The organism is Amycolatopsis speibonae (assembly GCF_042647925.1).
GTDB lineage: Bacteria > Actinomycetota > Actinomycetes > Mycobacteriales > Pseudonocardiaceae > Amycolatopsis > Amycolatopsis speibonae.
In genome coordinates this window covers 18,711-37,450 of record NZ_JBHRWK010000158.1, presented here as the reverse complement: position 1 = coordinate 37,450, position 18,740 = coordinate 18,711, and the positions used below count along the sequence as shown (strand labels likewise).

Annotated in this window: 8 protein-coding genes and 1 pseudogene; 4 read left to right on the top strand and 5 right to left on the bottom strand. The window is 70.7% G+C overall.

Translation table 11 applies throughout. The features are described 5' to 3' along the window. The 3 genes and pseudogenes from ACFOSH_RS43345 to ACFOSH_RS43335 all read right to left on the bottom strand — a co-directional run. Positions 1–5,558, bottom strand: a 5,558-nt coding sequence (locus ACFOSH_RS43345) for an SDR family NAD(P)-dependent oxidoreductase (protein WP_449224216.1), incomplete at its 3' end; no start/stop codon positions are given. A 24-nt stretch (positions 5,559–5,582) separates the two neighbouring features. Then, a pseudogene (locus ACFOSH_RS43340) lies at positions 5,583–10,160 on the bottom strand (type I polyketide synthase); the annotation flags it as partial. Between the two features lie 16 nt (positions 10,161–10,176). Beyond that, positions 10,177–12,837 (bottom strand): helix-turn-helix transcriptional regulator, encoded by a 2,661-nt coding sequence (locus ACFOSH_RS43335; protein WP_378247532.1) that lies wholly within the window; start codon positions 12,835–12,837, stop codon positions 10,177–10,179. A gap of 113 nt (positions 12,838–12,950) precedes the next feature. Here ACFOSH_RS43335 and ACFOSH_RS43330 point away from each other — a divergent pair, with 113 nt between their 5' ends. The 4 genes from ACFOSH_RS43330 to ACFOSH_RS43315 are packed head-to-tail and all read left to right on the top strand — an operon-like array spanning position 12,951 to position 18,019. Continuing rightward, positions 12,951–14,528, top strand: coding sequence for an ABC transporter substrate-binding protein (locus ACFOSH_RS43330; protein WP_378247528.1), 1,578 nt, complete (start codon positions 12,951–12,953; stop codon positions 14,526–14,528). Between the two features lie 5 nt (positions 14,529–14,533). Continuing rightward, positions 14,534–15,493 (top strand): ABC transporter permease, encoded by a 960-nt coding sequence (locus ACFOSH_RS43325; protein WP_378247526.1) that lies wholly within the window; start codon positions 14,534–14,536, stop codon positions 15,491–15,493. 4 nt (positions 15,494–15,497) lie between these two features. After that, complete coding sequence (locus ACFOSH_RS43320) at positions 15,498–17,267, top strand: dipeptide/oligopeptide/nickel ABC transporter permease/ATP-binding protein (RefSeq protein WP_378247524.1); 1,770 nt, start codon at positions 15,498–15,500, stop codon at positions 17,265–17,267. After that, positions 17,264–18,019 carry an ABC transporter ATP-binding protein gene (locus ACFOSH_RS43315; protein ID WP_378247522.1) on the top strand — a complete coding sequence of 252 codons (756 nt, stop codon included), beginning with the start codon at positions 17,264–17,266 and terminating at the stop codon, positions 18,017–18,019. Before ACFOSH_RS43320 ends, ACFOSH_RS43315 begins: the two co-directional genes overlap by 4 nt. Positions 18,020–18,029: 10 nt before the next feature. Here ACFOSH_RS43315 and ACFOSH_RS43310 read toward each other — a convergent pair whose 3' ends face one another. Together ACFOSH_RS43310 and ACFOSH_RS43305 are read right to left on the bottom strand one after the other, a co-directional pair. After that, positions 18,030–18,275 carry a hypothetical protein gene (locus ACFOSH_RS43310; RefSeq protein WP_378247520.1) on the bottom strand — a complete coding sequence of 82 codons (246 nt, stop codon included), beginning with the start codon at positions 18,273–18,275 and terminating at the stop codon, positions 18,030–18,032. A gap of 5 nt (positions 18,276–18,280) precedes the next feature. Next, a partial coding sequence (locus ACFOSH_RS43305) for a carbamoyltransferase C-terminal domain-containing protein (RefSeq protein WP_378247518.1) occupies positions 18,281–18,740 on the bottom strand: 460 nt, incomplete at its 5' end.

The following is an 18,740-nucleotide window of genomic DNA, read 5'->3' as shown; positions in this document are numbered from 1 at the left end:
CGCAGCGACTGCGCCGCCAGATGCACCGCCACCAGCGAGGACGAACACGCGGTGTCCACCGTCAACGCCGGACCCTCCAGCCCGAACGTATAAGCCACCCGGCCGGAGATCACGCTGCCGGAGTTTCCGGTGCTCAGGAAACCCTCCACATCGGACGAAGCGCCGGACGCCCTGCTGAGATAGTCGGTGTACATCACGCCGGTGAAGACCCCGGTGTCGCTGCCCCGCAACGAGTCCGGGTCGATCCCAGCCCGTTCGAACACTTCCCACGAGGTTTCCAGCAACAGCCGCTGCTGGGGATCCATCGCCACCGCCTCACGCGGGCTGATCCCGAAGAACGCGGCATCGAACCCCGCCACATCCTCCAGAAACGCACCCTGACGCACCGAACACCGGCCCACCGCATCAGGATCAGCATCGAACAAACCGGTCAAGTCCCAGCCGCGATCCGACGGGAAATCGCCGACAGCGTCACCACCACGATGGACCAGCTCCCACAGGTCCTCCGGGCCACGCACCCCGCCGGGGAAACGACAGCCCATGGCCACGATCGCCACCGGCTCCTCCGAAACCCGTGTGGTCACCGGAGGGCTGGGCGCGCGCCGTTCGCCGAGCAGTTGCCCACCGAGGAACGCGGCCAGCGCGGCCGGGCTCGGATGGTCGAACACCAGCGTGGCGGGCAGGCGGACGCCCGAGGCGGCGGCCAGGCGGTTACGCAACTCGACCGCCGTCAGGGAATCGAACCCCACCTCCTTGAACGCCCGGCCGACATCGATGGTCTCGCCGGGGGAGTAACCGAGTACGGCCGAAGCCTCGTCGAGGACGAGGGACAGCAACAGTTGCTGTCCTTCCGGCGAGGGCAGTTCGGCGAGACGCCGTGCCAGGGAACCGTCTTCACGGGCGCCGCTCGCGGCGGGTCGCTTCGTCCGCACCAAACCACGCATCAGCGGGTGGACGGCTTCTTGAGGCGACAAGTTGAGGTGCGCGGGGACCAGCACCGGATGGCCGGAGCTCAGGGCGTTGTCGAACAGAGCGAGTCCGTCCGCTGTGGACAGTGGGCGGACACCCGCGTCCGTCATCCGGCCACGGTCGGCTTCGGACAGTCGCCGGGTCAGGCCGGTCGCCGGTTCCCAGAGTCCCCAGGCGAGGGAGGTCGCGGGGAGCCCCTCGGCGTGACGTTCGTGCGCGAGTCCGTCCAGGAATCCGTTGGCCGCCGCGTAGTTCGCTTGACCCGGGGTTCCGAAGACGCCGGCTCCTGACGAGAAGAGGACGAACAGGCTGAGGTTGTGGTGTCGGGTGAGGTCGTGGAGGTTGAGGGCGCCGTTGATTTTGGGGGTGAAGACGGTGTCGAGGCGTTGTGGGGTGAGGGTGGCGAGGACTCCGTCGTCGAGGACTCCGGCGGCGTGGATGACGCCGGTCAGGGGGTGTTCGGGTGGGATGTCGTCCAACACGGTGGCGAGTGCGTTCCTGTCGGCGACGTCGCAGGCCACGACGTGTGCTTCGGGTATGTCGGTGGTGCCGCCGGTGCGGCTGAGCAGCAGCAGATGCCGGACCCCGTACGTGTCGACCAGGTGGTGGGCGATGATCCGGCCGAGGGTGCCGGTGCCGCCGGTGATCAGGATCGTCCCGTCCGGGTCCAGCACCAGCGGCTCACCAGCGGGTTCGACTCGGGCGAGCCGGGGGACCCGGACTTGACCGGCGTGGATCGCGACTTGTGGTTCGTCACCGGCCGCGGCCTGCGCTATCAGGGCACGGGATCTCGGGTCGTCGTCGAGGTCTGCGAGCACGATCCGGCCGGGTTCTTCGGCTTGTGCGGAGCGCACCAGGCCCCACACCGCCGCCCCCACCGGCGTGGACACACCACGGGTCAGCACCACCAGACGTGACGAGGTCTCCTCCCGCACGAACTCCTGCACCCGCGCGAGAACACCGGCCACCACTTCACGTACATCACCGGTGCCCGCCTCGCACACCACGACATCCACACCGGCGGCCGCCCCGACCTCGGCAGGCACCCACTCCACCCCGAACAACGAACCGGAAGTGGCGGTCAGCTTGTCGAAGCTGAGCGGCCGGAACACCAGCGAGGCCAGCGAGGCGACAAGCTTCCCGGAGCTGTCCGCCATGGTCAGGGACACGGCGCCGGACCCGGCTCGGACCGCTCGGACCCGCAACGTCGTGGCGCCCGACGCGTGCAGCGTGAATCCGTTCCAGGAGAACGGGAGCAGCACCTGGTCGTCGTCGCCGAGCGGGGTACCGACCGCCGACGTGTGCAGGGCGGCGTCGAGCAGCGCGGGATGGATACCGAAGCCGCTCTGTGCGTCCGCCGGGAGCGCGACCTCGGCGAAGATCTCGTCGCCGAGCCTCCAGGCCGTCCGCAGGCCGCGGAAGAACGGCCCGTGTTCGTAGCCGGCTTCGGCCTGACGTTCGTAGAAGCCGTCGAGCGCGACAGGTTCCGCGCCGGCGGGCGGCCATTGCGCGAAGGCCTCTCCGTCGGCTTCGGGTTCTTTGGCGGACAGAACGCCGGAGACATGCCGAGTCCAGGAATCACCCTCCGCCGAGCGGGAATAGGCGCCGAACGACCCCTCCGCGCCGACCCGCAGCTGCAGCCGGACACCGCCCTCCGGCACCACGAGCGGCGTCTCGACCAGCAGTTCCTCCACCACCGGCCGTCCGACCTCGTCCCCGGCGCGGACCGCCAGTTCTACCCAGCCGGTACCGGGGAACAGGACGACACCCGAGACGGTGTGGTCGGCGAGCCAAGGATGCTCCGACACCGAAACGAATCCGGTCAGCAGGACGTCGCCGTCGTCGGCCAGCCCCACCGAGGCGGTCACCAGCGGATGCCCGGTCGCGGTCAACCCCGCGGACGCCACCTCCGCCGCCGCCGGCCGTACGACGTCCAGCCAGTAGCGCTTGCGCTGGAAGGGATAGGTGGGGAGATCCAGATGCGGTCCGCGGCCGAGGCCCCAGTCGACCCCGACGCCGCGGACGTGGAGTTCACCCGCCGAGGTCAGGAACCTGTCCCGGTCCCCGTCGTCGCGCCGCAGGGTACCGACGACGACGGTCGGTGTGCTGCCCGTGACAGTGTCGTCGACGCTGCTGGTCAGCACCGGATGGGAGCTGACTTCGACGAACGCGTGATAGCCGTCAGCCGCCAGTTCTCGTATCGCCGCGTGGAAGCCGACAGGCCGTCGAAGGTTGCGGAACCAATAGTCGGCATCCAGTGTGGTGCCGTCGGCCCATTGACCATCCACTGTGGAATACAGCGGCACGGTTCCGGCGACGGGGCGGAGGTCGGCGAGAGCCTGCAGCAGGTCGTCGCGGATGATGTCCACGTACGGGCTGTGCGAGGCGTAGTCGACAGGAATCGAGCGGGTGCGGATCCCGAGACTCTCGCAAGCGTCGGCGAGCGCGGCCAGTTGCCGGGGATCTCCGGACACCACCACGGATTCCGGCCCGTTCACCGCCGCGAGACAGGTCGAGTCCGGGAGCAGCGCGCGGACCCGGGATTCCGACGCGGACAGCGACAGCATCCCGCCCTGCCCGGCGAGATCGCGGGCGATGATCGCGGACCTCAGCACGACGACACGGAGCGCGTCGCCGAGGGAGAGCGCTCCGGCGACATGGGCGGCGGCGATCTCGCCCTGGCTGTGCCCGACCACCGCGTCCGGCTCGACTCCCAGCGATCGCCACAGCGCGGCCAAGGACACCATGACCGCGAACGACGCCGGCTGCACCACGTCCACCCGCGCGAGCAGCACCTCGTCGGCGAGCGCGTCCCCCAAGGACCACTCGACAAGTCCGTCGAGCACCTCGGCGCAGGCGAGCATCGAGTCCCGGAAAACCGGCGACGACTCCCACAACGCCAGCCCCATCCCCGTCCACTGGGCACCTTGCCCGGGGAACACGAACACCGTCCGGCCGGTCACGTCGGCGACCCCGGCCTCGCACGAATCCAGCCGCTCCAGCACCGTTTCCCGATCACCGGCGACGACCGCCCGGTGATCCAGCAGCGCCCGCGTGGTCACCAGCGCCCGTGCGACGTCGGCCACCTCGACGCCGGGCCGCGCCCGCAGGAACTCCGCCAGCCGCCGGGCCTGCGCCCGCACCGCCTCCGCGCACGCCCCCGACACCACCACCGGCCAATGCCGGTGCGGGACGCTCACCTCGGTTTCCGTGTCGTGCTCGTCGGCGGATTCGAGGATCACATGGGCGTTGGTCCCGGAAACACCGAACGCGGAAACGCCCGCACGCCGGGGTTCCGGCCAGTCACGGGACTCGGTGAGCAGCCGCACGGCGCCTGCGGACCAGTCGACGGCCGGGGTCGGGGCGTCGACGTGCAAGGTCTTCGGCAGGACACCATGGCGCATCGCCATCACCGTCTTGATGACGCCCGCGACACCCGCCGCTCCCTGGGTGTGCCCGAGGTTGGACTTCAGCGAGCCGAGCCACAGTGGACGGTCGCGGCCCTGGCCGTAGGTCGCCAGCACCGCTTGCGCTTCGATCGGGTCGCCCAAGGTGGTGCCGGTGCCGTGCGCTTCGACGACGTCCACGTCCGAAGTGGACAGTCCGGCATTGGCGAGCGCCTGCCTGATCACCCGCTGCTGGGAAGGACCGTTGGGCGCGGTCAGCCCGTTGGACGCGCCGTCCTGGTTCACCGCCGAACCGCGGACCACCGCCAGCACCGGATGCCCCTGCTCCCGCGCGACCGACAAGCGCTCCAGCAGCACGACACCGACACCTTCGGACCAGGCCGTACCGTCGGCGGCGGCCGCGAAGGACTTGCATCGGCCGTCGCGGGCCAGCCCACGCTGGCGCGAGAACTCCGGGAAGGCACCCGGAAGCGACATCACGGTCACCCCGCCGGCCACCGCCAGCGAACACTCGCCGCGCCGCAGTGACTGAGCGGCGAGGTGGATCGTCACCAGCGAAGACGAGCAACCCGTGTCGAGGGTGACGGCCGGGCCCTCCAAACCGAGGGTGTACGCCACCCGCCCCGAGGCGACGCTGGCCGCGATACCCGTGCCGAGGTAGCCCTCGAACTCGTCCGGGACCGGATGGAGCCGAGTCGCGAAATCGTAGTAGACCAAGCCGGTGAACACGCCGGTATCGCTGCCCCGCAGGGACAGCGGGTCGATCCCGGCCCGCTCGAACACCTCCCACGACGTCTCCAGCAGCAGCCGTTGCTGGGGGTCCATCGCCAGCGCCTCACGGGGACTGATCCCGAAGAACCCGGCGTCGAACATCGTCATGTCGTGGAGGAAGCCGCCCTCGCTGACGTAGGACTTCCCGACGCTCTCCGGATCGGGGTCGAAGAGATTGTCCAGATCCCAGCCCCGGTCCACGGGAAAACCCGAGATCGCGTCGCCGCCGCGCGCCACCAGCTCCCAGAGGTCCTCCGGCGACCGGACGTCGCCGGGGAACCGGCACGCGAGCGCCACGATCGCGATCGGCTCACGGTCGCTCTCCTCGAGGGCGCGCAGCCGCTTGCGGTAGCGCTCGTTGTCGGCGAGCACGCGCTTCAGGTACTCACGAAGCTTTTCGTCGTTCGCCATGGCAGGGTCAGCTCCTCGGGTAGGTCAGTGCTCCACGGGGCCGAGGCGGCTGTCGACGAGCTGAAAGATCTCCTCGTCGCTCGCCAGGTCCAGGTCGACTTCGCCCTCACCGGCAGGCTCGGATCCAGTCAGCGCGTGCCACTGTTCGAGGACCTCGCGCAGCCGGAGGGAGACGCGGGAACGCAGGGTCCCGTCCCCGGCCGCGGCCGGAAGCGCCGCCGCCACCGTGTCCAGATCTGTCAGCACAGCGGGTTCGGTGTCCAGCTCGCCGAGCAGGTGCTCGGCCAGCGCGCGCGGACTGGGATGATCGAAGACCACCGTGCGCGACAAACGCATGCCGACGGCGGTGACCAGGCGGTTGCGCAGATCGACGGCGGTCAGCGAATCGAAGCCGATCGCGGTGAAGGCCTGGTCCGCCGCGACGGCTCCGGCCGTGGTGTGCCCGAGCACCGCGGAAACCTGGGCGCGGACCAGGTCCAGCAGCAGCCGGGGCCGGTCGGCGGCGGGGGCGGACCGCAACCGGAGGACGAACTCCGGTGTCGCCTGTTCGGCGTGCGCCGGTTCACCGGAATCGGTCAGCGCGCGGCGCGCCTCCGGCAGATCGTCAAGCAACGGGCTCGGCCGCAGCGCGGTGAAGCGCGGCATGAAGGTGTCCCAGCGCACGTCGGTGACGATCGCGCAGGTCTCGTCCCGGCCGACGGCTTGTGCCAGCGCGGAAACGGCGAACTCCGGCGGCATGTGGACGAGGCCGGACTGGGCGAGGCCTGCCTGGATCTTCGGGGAGAAAGTGGACATGCCGCCGCCGTCCCACGCGCCCCAGGCGATCGAAGTCGCGGCGAGGCCCCGGCCGCGGCGTCGCTGGGCGAGCGCGTCGAGGAACGCGTTGGCCGCGGCGTAGGCGCCTTGGGTGCCGCTGCCCCAGACGCCCGCGTTCGACGAGAACAGGACAAAGGCGTCCAGCGGCCGATCGGCGAGCAGCTCGTCCAGATGCGCGGCGCCGATCGCCTTGCCCGCCATGACTTCGCCGAACTCGGCGGCATCGGTTTCCGCGAGGGTGGCGGGAGTGGCTACACCGGCCGCGTGCACCACCGAATCGGGCGGATACGCGGCCAGCAAAGCGGCGACGGCCGAACGATCCGCCATGTCGCAGGCGACCACGGTGACCTCGACCCCGAGTTCGTCCGCCAGCCGCGCGGTGTCTTCTGCGGACAGACCTCGTCTGCTGGTCAGCACCAGATGGCCGGCCCCGCTGGTCGCGAGCCAGCGCACGACGTGGGCGGCGACGCCACCGGTGCCGCCGGTCACCAGCACGGTGCCGCGCGGTGTCCACGCGGCCTCGCCGCCGTCCGGCCCGGCCCGGATCAGCCGCCGGGCGCGGACGCCGGTGGCCCGCACCGCCACCTGGTCTTCGGTCCCGTCCAGCGCGGCCAGAAGCCGCCTCACCGCCTCGGCGTCGACGACCTCGGGGAGGTCGACAAGGCCGCCCCAGCGGCTGGGGTGTTCGAGTCCGACGACCCGGCCGAGTCCCCAGATCGCCGCCTGCCGGGGATCGACCGCCCCGTCGTGTTCGTCCACCTGGACGGCGCCCCTGGTTACCGTCCACAGTGGCGCCTTCACCTCGCCGAGCGCCTGCACCAAGGTGAGCAGACCGGCGGCCTCGTCCACCGCGAGCAGCGAGAGCACGCCGTCGACCGCGCCGACGTCCCGCAGCCGGTCCGGTTCGGACACGGCGAGCCGTTCGATCCGGAGGCCGGCGCCGGTCATCCCGTCGAGCACGGCGGTGACGGCCGGGTCGTCCCGCCCGTCGGAGGTGATCAGCAGCCAGGTTCCGGCGGACGTCGGCGGGTTCTCCGCGACAGGCTTCCAGACGATCCGATAGCGCCAGGAATCGATGGTGGACTGCTTGCCCAGGCGCTTCGGCGGGTCGAGTTCCTCCAGCCAGAAGCGCTCCCGTTGGAAGGGATAGGTGGGCAGGTCGAGATGCGGCCCGCGGCCGAGCCGCCAGTCGACGGCGATGCCCCTGGTGTGGAGACTGCCCGCCGAGGTGAGGAACCTGTCCCAGCCGCCGTCGTGGCGGCGGAGGGTACCGGTGACGACGGTGGGGCCCAGTTCCTCGATGGTGTCTTCGACAGCGGTGGTCAGGACGGGATGCGGGCTGACTTCCACGAACGCGTGGTGCCCGCCGGTGGCGAGGGTGTGGATCGCCGAGTGGAAAGCGACCGGCTGCCGCAGGTTGCGGAACCAGTAGTCGTTGTCCAGCGCGGTGCCGTCGGCCCAGTGACCGTCCACTGTGGAATACAGCGGCACGGTTCCGGCGGCGGGGCGGAGGTCGGCGAGAGCCTGCAGCAGGTCGTCGCGGATGGTGTCGACGGAGGGGCTGTGGGAGGCGTAGTCGACCGGGATCGAGCGGGTGCGGATCCCGAGGCCTTCGCAAGCGTCGGCGAGTGCGGTGAGTTCCTGGGGATTTCCGGACACCACCACGGATTCCGGCCCGTTCACCGCCGCAAGGGACACAGTGTCGGTAAGCAGGCCGCGTATCTGCGCTTCGGGCGCGGACACCGACAGCATCCCGCCTCGTCCGGCGAGATCGCGGGCGATGATCGCGGACCTCAGCACGACGACGCGGAGCGCGTCGCGCAGCGTGAGGATCCCGGCGACGTGGGCGGCGGCGATCTCGCCCTGGCTGTGCCCGACCACCGCGTCCGGCTCGACCCCCAGTGACCGCCAGACCGCGGCCAGGGAAACCATGACCGCGAACGACACCGGCTGCAGCACCTCGACCCGGTCCGGCATCGTCTCGTCCGCGAGCATGTCCCGCAACGACCAGCCGACGAGTCCGTCGAGCACTTCGGCGCAGGCGTGCATCGAGTCCCGGAAAACCGGCGAGGACTTCAGCAGTGCCAGTCCCATTCCCGCCCACTGCGCGCCTTGCCCGGGGAACACGAACGCCGTCCGGCCGGTCACGTCGGCCACCCCGGGCTCGCACGACTCCAGCCGCTCCCGTAGTTCCGCGGCCGACCCGGCCACCACCACGGCTCGGACTCCCAGCAGCGCGCGGGAACCCGTCAAGAAGCGCGCGATATCCCCGATCCCCGTCTCCGGATTGGCTTCGGCGAACTGGGCGACTTGCCCGGCCTGCGCCCGTACACCTTCAGCGCAAGCCCCTGAGATCACCACCGGCCACGGGCCCGGAGCGTCGTCCCCGCCGCGAAAACCGGGTTCCTCGACGGATTCGAGGACGAGATGGGCGTTGGTGCCGCTCATGCCGAACGCGGAGACCGCGCAGCGACGGGGGCGGTCGTGATCCGGCCAGGCGATGGACTCGGTCAGCAACTCCACCGAGCCCGACGACCAGTCGACGTGGGGCGTCGGGGTTTCCAGGTGCAGGGTCCGGGGGAGGACGCCGTGGCGCATCGACTGCACCATCTTGATCACCCCGGCTATCCCGGCGGCGCCCTGGGTGTGGCCGATGTTGGACTTGTACGAGCCGAGCCAGAGCGGCGAACCGGCGGGCCGATGCCGCCCGTAGGTCGCCAGGAGGGCTTGAGCTTCGATCGGGTCGCCGAGCCTGGTCCCCGTCCCGTGCGCCTCGACCGCGTCGATGTCCGAAGTGGACAGACCGGCGTCGGCGAGCGCGGCCGAAACGACCCGCTGCTGGGAGGGACCGTTCGGCGCTGTCAGGCCGTTGGAGGCGCCGTCGGAGTTGACCGCCGAACCGCGGATCACGGCCAGCACCGGATGTCCGAGTTCCCGGGCGACGGAGAGCTTTTCGAGCAGCACCACCCCGGCGCCCTCGGACCACGCCGTCCCGTCGGCGGCGGTGTCGAACGACTTGCACCGGCCGTCCGGGGCCAGCCCGCGTTGCCGCGAGAACTCCGCGAAGACTCCGGGCAGCGGCATCACGGTCACGCCGCCGGCCAGCGCCAGCGAGCATTCGCCCTGCCGCAAGGATCGCACCGCGAGATGCATCGCGACCAGCGACGACGAACACGCCGTGTCGAGCGAGACCGCCGGTCCTTCGAGCCCGAAGGTGTAGGCGATCCGGCCCGACGCGACACTGCCCGAACTCCCGACCGCGAGATAGCCTTCGAACTCGTCGGCGACCCGGTTGCGGTTCCCGTAGTTCTGGTACACGACCCCGGTGAACACGCCGGTGTCGCTGCCCCGCAGCGAATCCGGATCGATGCCCGCGCGCTCGAACACCTCCCACGTGGTCTCCAGCAGGAGCCGCTGCTGCGGATCCGTGGCGGTCGCCTCACGCGGGCTCATCCCGAAGAACGCCGCGTCGAAGTCGGCGGCGTCGTGCAGGAAGCCGCCTTCCCGCGTGTAGCACTTGCCGACACTGTCCGGGTTCGGGTCGTAGAGTCCGGCGAGATCCCAGCCGCGATCCGCCGGGAAACCCGAGATCGCGTCGACCCCGCCCGCCACCTGGTCCCACAGGTCTTCCGGCGAGCGCACCCCGCCGGGGAAACGGCAGGCGAGCGCCACGATCGCGATCGGTTCCCGCGCCGCGGACTCGATGTCGGCGAGCCGTCGGCGGGCCTGGTGCAGGTCCGCGGTCACCCACTTGAGGTAATCGATCAGCTTCTCGTCGTCGGGCACGGCCCGGACACCTCCCTTATGCCGATGTGGCCATGTCGGTGTGCAGGTCGGTCGGGAGCTCCCGGCGGTACTTGACGTCGAGCTTCCGATAGACGCGGGTGAGGTGCTGTTCCACCGTGCTGTCGGTGATGAACAGCTTCCTGGCGATTTCGCGGTTGGTGTAGCCGGCCACCGCCAGCCCCGCGACACGGCGTTCGGAATCGCTGAGCGAACCGATCTTGGTCGCGTCGGCCCGCCGTCCGGCGCCGGGTTCGACGGTGCCCGGCTCCGGCATGAGCTCCTGGCACAGCGGGGCCGCCGCGCACGACCTCGCCAGATGCCAGGCACGCCGCAGGGTCATCCGCGCCCGTTTGTGCTCGCCGAGGTGATGCCGGACCCGGCTGAGATCGGTGAGCACCCGGGCGAGCTCGTAGCGGTCTCCGCAGTTTTCGAGGATGTCGACCGCTTCGCTCAGCAACTGCGGCCGTTTGCTCTCCTTGCCGGTCATCGCCAGCACCCGCAGCGCCAGCGCCCGCGCCCTGGTCCCGTCCACCCCGGGCCGGGACATCTGCTCGAACAGCAGCCGCTTGGCCTCGTCGGGATTGCCGAGGGCGAGCCAGGACTCCGCCGCGCCGGACCGCCATGGCACGAAGCCGGGCGTGTCGATACCCCAGTCCCGCAGGAGTTTCCCGCACGAGAGGAAGTCGGCCAGCGCGGCGTGATGGCGCTCGCCGTCGAGATGGTGGTGCGCGCGGGCGTACAGGTAGTGCACCCCGTGGCGGGTCTGTGACAGCACGTCGGGCACGGGACGCGCGAGGTACGCCGCGGCCTTGCCGAACTCGCCGCTCTTCGTGCTCGCGAGGATCAGGCTGCCGAGGGGATAGCCGACCGCGACACCCCACGCCTTCGCGGACAGGTGGGTCAGCGCGGCACCCGCCTGCGCGGCCGCGGTGGGGAAGTCGCCCCGCCGGAGCGCGATCTCGGCGCGGACGGCGCTGAATCCCGCCTGCCAGGTGGGGCCGCCGCGATCGGCCGCTTCCGCTTGCAGGCGTTCGCATTCGGCTTCGGCGGTGTCGATCTCGTCGGCGCAGACGAAGGTCAGCAGCGCCGACAGCGCGGGTTCGTCGGACCACGGAGTCGCGTGGCTGAGCCGGGTCTCGCGCAGGAACCGGTCCGCCTTGGCGACGGCGTCCCCCCGGTTGCCGCGGGTGAGGACCTCGGTCAGCGCGGTGGTCGTGCGCGGGGGAGGACCGGTGCCGAGCGGCCGCCGGACGACCGCCGCGACAGCGTGATCGTGGCGGACCCTTCCGAGCTTCGGGTAACCGGCCGTCATCCACAGTTCGGCCTCGTCGAGCTCGTCGGATCCGCGTATCCGGTCGAGCACTTCGGCGGCCTGCGCCGTCCGGCCGTGCCAGAGCAGCTGCCGCACGAGGCAGAGAGCGTCGGAGCGGGAAAGCAGCCCGGCGCGGATCCCGGCGAGCAGCGGTTCGAAGTGACGGAGCACGGCGGAAGGGTTGAGCTGCCACTCGGCCCTGGCCAGTTTCGCCACGATGGCGACCCTGCCGGGCTCCGCCTGCTGAGCCAGGGTCAGGAAGTCGACGGCCGCTGTCACGTCGTCGTCGCACAACGCCAGTTCGGCCGCTTCGGCGAGGACGTCCGGCGCCCAGGGCGGGATCGGGCCTCCCGCGCGCACGAGGTGCTTCGCGACCGGGAGCGCGGACTCACCCTGTTCGCGCAGCAGCGTGGCTGCTCGCCGGTGCGCCCGCGCGCGTTCGTCCGGGGCCAGGTCTTCGAGTACGGCGAGTCTCGCCGCCGGATGCCGGAAGGAGCCGCCCCTGAGCAGGCCTGCCCGCGTCATCAGGTCGAGCGTCCGGCGGACCGTGCCGCCGCCGGTCATCGCGGACATCCGGGTTTCGGTCGCTTCCGGGCCGAGGACGGCGAGCGCGCGGGCGACGGTCACCACGTCGTTTCCGCCGCGGTGCAGGCAGGCCACCACGGTTTCGCGGTAGTGCCCGCCCGGGACGCCGTGGTCGGCGCGTACGGCCTTGACGATCGCCGGGTTCCCGCCGGTGAGCTCGGGGGATTCCGTCGTGGAGAGCGGAGGAAGGCAGAGTGTGTCGGCGAATTCGGCGAGCTCGGCGAACAACGCCGGATGCGCGGGGCGCGATCGCTCCGCCTCGGTGAGCACCAGGAGTATCCGCGCGGACCGCGTTCGCCTCGCCAGGTAGAGCAGGCAGCGCAAGGAAACGACGTCCGCGAACTGGACGTCGTCGATTCCGAGTACCACCGGTCTCTTTTCCGTGAGAGCGAGAAGAGTACTCAACAGTTCCTGAAAGACGTTCGGCAGAGGTGCTTTCCGAGGATCGAGGTCCTGGAAAAGCTGATTCATGACACCGAAGGGGAAATCGTTTTCGAACTCCGAACAGTCGGCTTGAAGGCACAATGCGCCGTCTTGATCCGCTTTACGGGTGAAGGTGTGCAGCAAGGCCGTTTTCCCGTGGCCCACCGGGCCTTTCACCAGTGCGATCCGGCCCTGTCCGGCGCGGCATCGGTCGAACAGGCGGTGGAGAGTGTCCAGCTGCCCGGTTCGCTCTGCCAGCGACACTGGAACTCCCTTCCTTCGCCGCGACCCACGGAATCCGACTCTACGAGCCGATCTTCCCGGTGCCCATGGGGCACTGCTCCAGTTACCACCCATTGAAAGGTCATCGGGTGCCAACCGGGCCGATTCCCTTGACCCGCCCCGGTCGAATCGAGCAATCTCTGAAATGGTCCGCCGGATCGGTGATCCCCGACGGAGGAAGGTTCGCGGTGAAACGTGCACAACTGAGAATCGCGGCGTATTTCCTGACACTTCTCGTCGTGGCCGGATGCGGCGGCGGTGAACCGGGTGCCGCGCGGCTCGCCCAGGGCGGCACCTTCCGCCAGGTGCTCGGCCTGGAGATACCGAACTTCCACCCCTATCGCGATCAGGTCGCCGCCGTCTATTCCTCGCTGCTGTACGACTCGCTGGTGAACGTGACCCCGGGGAAGAAAGTGGTTTCCGGGCTGGCGGCGAAGTGGAACGCGACGACGACCTCGGCGGAGTTCGCCCTGCGCGACGACGTCACCTGCTCCGACGGCACCCCGCTGCGTCCCGCCGACGTCGCGAACGCCCTGAACCATCAGCGCGATCCGGCGCTCGCTCCGGCGGCGGCCGCGGCGCTGGCGACGGTGCCCCCGTTCACCGCGACCGCCGACGACGCGGCGAAGACCGTGACGATCCGGATGGCCGCCCCGTACAGCTTCATCGTCCGGTCGCTGGGCACCAGGCCGATCGTCTGTCCGAAGGGGATCGCCGAACCCGCGAGTTTCGAGAAGGTGTCCGCGGGCACCGGGCCTTACGTGCTGGCCCAGTACGCGTCGGGCGGGCCGTACCGGCTCGACGTGCGCAAGGGCTACCGCTGGGGGCCGGACGGCGCCCGCACCGACGAGCCCGGCGTGCCCGCCTCGATCATCCTGAGCGTGGTCCCCACCCCGGCGACCGCGGCCAACCAGCTGATCGCCGGGGACGTCGACGCGTTCTACACCCCGGACCCGGACTCGGTGCGCGCGCCGGGGCCGGAGGTCACGAAGGTGGACGTGCCCGCCGTGACCGGCATGGGCTCGTTCAACCAGCGCCCTGGCCGGGTGACCGGGGATCCGCTGGTGCGCAAGGCGTTGCTGGCCGCCGTCGACCCCGGCCAGGCCGCCGCGGTGGCCACCGGTGGCAAGGGCGGGCCCGCGCGGACGGTGATGTCACCGGCGGCGTTCTGTTCCGGCGACACGGTCTCCGCGAACAGGCCCGGCCACGACTTCGCCGAGGCGACGCGGCTGCTGGACCAGGCGGGCTGGGCACCGGGCGTGGACGGCGTCCGCGTGCGTGACGGCAAGCGTTTGCGGCTGAAGGTGGTCACCTTCGCGACCAGCGCGCAGCTCCGCTCGACCGCGGAATTCCTCGCGGGCGAATGGAAGAAGCTCGGCGCCGAGGCGGTCGTCGAGGAGGTGACCGTGCTGGCGTTCATCACCGTGACCCAGCAGAGCGGCGACTGGGAACTCGCGCTCGGCGCGGGGGTCACCGGTTCGCTGCCCGCGGACGCGGCACCGTTCTTCTCCGGCCCGATTCCCCCGCAGGGGCGGAACGCCGGCGCGATCGACAATCCCGAGTACCTGCGCCTGATCGGACAGGCGGCTTCCGTGCCGGACGAGGCGAGCTGCCCGGTGTGGCGGGAGGCCGAGGCGGCGCTGGTGAAGCGGGCCGACGTGTTCGCCGTCGCGGAGACCACGGCGATCTGGTTCGCCCGCAAAGCGCGGTTCGAGGTGGCTGCCGACACCACCATCGTCCCGACGAGCATCCGGCTGACCGGGTAGCGCGGATGACGAGAGACCGGCATCCGCTCCTGGTGTTCGCGGCGAGGAGGCTGGGGCGCCTGACCGTGGCGTTGCTGGTGGTGGTGATCGCGTCGTTCGTGCTGATCCACCTCATCCCCGGCGATCCGGTCCGCGCCGCACTGGGCGCGCAGGCCCCGCCGGAGGTGATCGCGGCGCGTACCGCGGAACTCGGCCTGGACCGGCCGCTGCCGCGGCAGTTCCTCGGGTACGTCGGCGGCCTGGTGCGCGGCGACCTCGGCACCTCACTGGTGTCCCGCGAGGAGGTTTGGACCATCGTGTCGACCCGGCTGCCGAACACGCTCGTGCTCGCCGGGCTCGCGTTCGCGATGGTGGTCCTGCTCGCCGTCCCCGCCGGGCTCGGCATGGCCGTGCACACCCGCGACGACCGGCACCCCGGCGTCGAATTCGGCTTCACCGGGCTGTCCGCGACGCTGGGCCTGGTGCCCAACTTCGTGCTGGCCACCGTGCTCGTCGCCGTTTTCGCGGTGGCCTCGCGCGCGCTGCCGGTCGCGGGGATGGCCGGACCGGGGTCGTACGTGCTGCCGGTGCTCTCGCTCGCGCTGGGCCCGGCGGCGCTGCTCGCGAGGATCGTCCGGGTGGAAGGCCGCAAGGTGCTCGGCGAGGACTACATCCGCACCGCGCGGGCGAAACGGCTGCCCGCGCGGCTGATCTACCTCCGGCACGCGCTGCCCGGCATGCTCACCGCGACGCTCACCGTCGGCGGCATGCTCCTGCCCGGGATGGTCGCCGGGACAGTGCTCGTCGAGAACGTCTTCGCCTGGCCGGGACTGGGCAGCCAGATCACCGGGGCGGTGCTGGTGAAGGACTATCCGGTGGCCCAGGCGGTGGTGCTGCTGCTCGGTCTCCTGGTGCTGGCCGTCAACGTCGTGGTCGATCTCGCGCTGGCCGTGCTCGATCCGCGCTCCACGATCAGGAACGGGTGAGCCGGTGAAGAGATCTCGGGCGGTGACCGGCACCCCGGCCGGCCTGGCAGCGACCCTGTTGCTGGCCGTGGTCCTGCTGCTCGCGCTGATCGGCCCGGTCGTGTGGGGGCCCGCCGCCGAGACTGTCGACACCGGCGCGCTTTGGCAGCCACCTTCGGCGGAGCACCTTCTCGGCACCGACAGCCTCGGCCGTGACCTGCTGGCCAGGGTGCTTGTCGCGGCCAGGCTGTCGCTGCTGCTCGCGGTCGCCGCGACGCTGCTCGGCGCGGTGACCGGAGTGCTGCTGGGTGTGCTGCCGTCGGTGCTCGGGCCCCTCGCCGGGCAGGTGATCGGCACCGTGATCGACATCCTGCTGATGTTTCCCGCGTTGCTGCTGGTCATGTTCCTGGCCATCGTCTTCGGTGCCGGGACGACCGGGGTGCTGGTCGCGTTCGCGATCGCTTCGATGCCCGGCTTCGCGAGGCTGACCCAGACGCTGGCCGCCTCGGTGGCGGGCGCGGACTTCATGGCCGCCGCCCGCGTGCTCGGTGTGCGGCGGCACCGGCTGCTGTACCGCCACGTGCTGCCGAACATCGTCGAACCGCTGGCGATCACGGTCACCTCGTCGCTGGCGTTCGCGCTGGTGGCCATCAGCGGATTGAGCTTCCTCGGTCTCGGGGTCGGCTCGCCGTCCTACGACTGGGGACTGCTGCTCGGCCAGGGCCTGGACCGGATCTATCTGTCGCCCGCGGCCGCCCTGGGGCCGGGCGTGGCGATCGTGGTGGCGGGGCTGGGTTTCCAGCTGTTCGGCGAGGCGCTCGCGCGGGCCGCGGGCGGCCGTCGGCGAGAAGCCCGTCGCGTCGGTGGCGAAGCCCCGGCCTCGCCACCGGAAGGGGACCACGTGCTGCGGGCGCGGGCGCTGACGGTCGACTTCCCCGGTGCACGGCCGGTCCGGGGAGTGGATCTCACCATCGGGCGAGGAGAGATCGTGGGAGTGGTGGGGGAGTCGGGTTCGGGCAAGACCCTCACCGCGCTCGCTGTCGCCGGTCTCGTCCCGCATCCCGGCAGGGTGTCGGCGGGAGAACTCGAGATCGACCGCGACGCGCTCGCCATGGTGTTCCAGAACCCCGGCACGGCGCTGCATCCGACGATGCGGGTCGGAAGGCAGCTGGCCGAGGTCGCCGAGGTGCACGAGAGACTGTCCAAAAAGGACGCGATGAGCAGGGCCGTCTCGCGGCTGCGCGCGGTGGCGATCCAGGATCCGCCCAGGCGGGCCCGTCAGTACGCGCACGAGCTGTCCGGCGGGATGCAGCAACGGGCGGTCATCGGGATGGGCCTGATGGGGACACCGAAACTCATCGTCGCGGACGAGCCGACCACCGCGCTGGACGTCACCGTGCAGCGCCGGATCCTGGGCCTGCTCGCCTCGATCAACGCCGACACCGGAGCCTCGGTGCTGCTGATCAGCCACGACCTGGCGGTGGTCGCCGAGATCAGCCGCCGCGTGCTGGTCATGTACGCCGGCCTGATCGTCGAGGAGCTGCCTGTGAGTGCCCTGCGCGCCAGAACACCCGCCCATCCCTACACGGCGGCTCTCCTGGCGACCAGCGTCGACCTGGACACCGACCGGGACAGGCCGCTCGCGACCATTCCCGGTCGCCCGCCCGCCGAAGTGCCGGACGGCTGCCCGTTCGCCCCGCGCTGCCCACGCGCCACCCGCCGGTGCACCACCGAAACCCCGCCCTTGCGCGAGCACGCGCGTGCGCACCGGGTCGCCTGCTGGCATCCGCTGTGAGCGGCCTGAGCTTCGACGGGCTCACCGTCCGGTACCGGGGCCTGACCGCGGTGAACGACGTCAGTCTCGACATCCCGCACGGCCGGATCGTCGGGCTGGTCGGCGAATCCGGCTCGGGCAAGTCCACCCTCGGCCGCGCCGCCGTCGGCCTGTCCCCGGTGAGGGCCGGGAGGGTGCTGCTCGGCGGCGAGGACATCACGCACGCGAAAGGGGCCCGGCGACGACGGCTCGGCAGCCGGATCCACCTGGTGTTCCAGAACCCGCACAGCGCGCTCGACCCGCGGATGACGGTCGGCGAGACGATCTCGGAGGCGCTGACCGCGCACCGAAGGCTGCGCAGGAGCGAACGGCGTTCCGAGATCGACCGGCTGCTCGACCTGCTCGCGCTGGACCCGGCGCTGGCGTCGGCCCTGCCCGGCGCGCTTTCGGGCGGGCAACGGCAGCGGGTGGCCCTGGCCAGGGCGCTCGCGGTGGAGCCGGAGGTGCTGATCGCGGACGAGATCACCTCCGCGCTGGACGCTTCGGTGCAATCGGCGATGCTCACCTTGGTTCGCGACCTGCGGGACAAGCTGGATCTGACGATCCTGTTCATCGGGCACAACCTGGGCGCCGTCCGCTACGTCGCCGACGTGATCGCTGTGCTGCGTCAGGGCGAACTCGTCGAAGTGGCACCCACCGACAAGCTGTTCGCCGACCCTCGGCACCCGTACACCCGCGGCCTGCTGGACTCCGTCCCCCGCATCGGGCGGTGACGTCCCGGGGTCATTCGCGAGCGGATCCGGGGTCGGCGGCCATGGCGAACTTGATCGCCAAGGTCGCGGCCCTGGTCGCGTTGAGGGCTTCCTGACAGGTATCGGCGGTGGTGTGGCGCTCGGCGAGAGCGGCGCAGATGCGTTCGGCCGCTTCGAGACAGGCGAGGCCGGCTTCGGCGAGGGGGTCGGTGCGGGCGTTCGCGAGACGGAGGGTCAGGCGGTGGATCTCGGTGTGCAGCTCCTCGGCGACCAACATCGAGGTCAGCCCGGGGTGAGGGTGAAGAAGCGGTCCTGCCAGAGCGCGTACAGCTCCGCGTGCAGATCCTCGGTGAGCCCGAGCTCGCCCAGAGTGGTCCGCCCGTCGGCCTTTTCCACCACGGCGAACAGGTCCGAGGACACCGAGGCACGCGGGCCGGTCGAGTAGTCGAGGAAGATTTCCCTTGTCACGACCCGGCATTTCGTGATCTGCAGATGCTCGGCCAGCCGGGTGGTGGGCCGGAAATCGAGGACGGCGTCGGGAAGATGGCTTGTCCAGTGGGGTTTGCGTTTGACGAGGTGGTTTTCGATGACGAGGTAGTCGAGTTCGGTGGTGAGGTAGCAGGTGAGTGCGTCTTCGACGGTTTGGACGATCGGTTCGGCGTTGTTGTTGAACGACGTGTTGAGGAGGACGGGCGTTCCGGTGAGTTCTCCGAATCTGGTGACGAGACGGTGGAAGTCCTTG

What these genes read in the sequence shown, in the direction of transcription:
- ACFOSH_RS43335 (WP_378247532.1), bottom strand. Translation starts at nt 12,837, where the DNA reads ATGGGTGGTAACTGGAGCAGTGCCCCATGGGCACCGGGAAGATCGGCT.
- ACFOSH_RS43325 (WP_378247526.1), top strand. Translation starts at nt 14,534, where the DNA reads ATGACGAGAGACCGGCATCCGCTCCTGGTGTTCGCGGCGAGGAGGCTG.
- ACFOSH_RS43310 (WP_378247520.1), bottom strand. Translation starts at nt 18,275, where the DNA reads ATGTTGGTCGCCGAGGAGCTGCACACCGAGATCCACCGCCTGACCCTC.